The organism is Pseudoalteromonas sp. GW168-MNA-CIBAN-0100 (assembly GCF_040309225.1).
Classification (GTDB): domain Bacteria; phylum Pseudomonadota; class Gammaproteobacteria; order Enterobacterales; family Alteromonadaceae; genus Pseudoalteromonas; species Pseudoalteromonas arctica.
In genome coordinates, this window is sequence record NZ_JBEOOL010000245.1 from 1 (window position 1) to 354 (window position 354).

A 354-nucleotide genomic window follows, 5' to 3' on the forward strand; every position below is an offset into this window, starting at 1 on the left:
GATCATTACTTAGTGAATGCCTTTGGTTTAACCTTTGATGAAATCAGCGCTTCTAACTTAGTTAAAGTAGATTTAAGCGGCAATATTATTGACGACACGCCTTTTAATATTAATCCAGCTGGCTTTACTATTCATAGCGCAATTCACGAAGTACGCGACGATGCGCATTGTGTGATTCATTTACACACGAAAGAAACCATAGCTGTTGCTACACAAAAAAATGGCTTATTGCCACTAAGTCAGTATTCCATGTTCTCTTTGCCGTCGCTTTCGTATCATGGTTACGAAGGGTTAGCGGTTAACGATGATGAACGAAAACGCTTACAAGATGATTTAGGCAATACTAACCATATG

General features: G+C 38.7%; 1 protein-coding gene. It reads left to right on the forward strand.

Annotated features, from left to right (window positions below; genetic code table 11):
* Nucleotides 1-354, forward strand: a 354-nt coding sequence (locus tag AAEY62_RS20945; RefSeq protein WP_350636237.1) for a class II aldolase/adducin family protein, incomplete at both ends; no start/stop codon positions are given.